Origin of the sequence: Pseudomonas sp. GW456-12-10-14-LB2, assembly GCF_002884345.1 — a bacterium.
Classification (GTDB): domain Bacteria; phylum Pseudomonadota; class Gammaproteobacteria; order Pseudomonadales; family Pseudomonadaceae; genus Aquipseudomonas; species Aquipseudomonas paraglycinae.
This window is the reverse complement of record NZ_POHV01000208.1, coordinates 1-261: the sequence shown is the minus strand read 5'-3', so window position 1 is coordinate 261 and position 261 is coordinate 1. Positions and strand designations below refer to the sequence as shown.

Sequence of the window (261 nt, the reverse complement as noted above, 5' to 3'; positions counted from 1 at the left end):
GTCCAGCGCCGCGCGGATCTTGCCGACCTGACCGGCCTCCCAGGCGTCCCAGCGCTGGGATTCGGGGCGCAGCACCCGCTCGTAGCGGGTGAGCAGCGCCGCATCGAGCAGGCCGTCGGCGAGCGCCTGCCGGGTCAGCGCGTCCCAGCGGGCGGCCCCCTCGGGGAACAGGTGCGGCCCGGACGAGAGGCCGTCGAGGTACTCGCAGATCACCCGGCTGTCGTAGAGGGCGGTACCGTCCTCCAGCACAAGGGCGGGGAT

1 protein-coding gene is annotated in these 261 nt (G+C 73.9%); it reads right to left on the bottom strand.

The features are described from left to right. A partial coding sequence (locus C1X29_RS30050; protein WP_173940224.1) for a glutathione S-transferase N-terminal domain-containing protein occupies window positions 1–261 on the bottom strand: 261 nt, incomplete at both ends.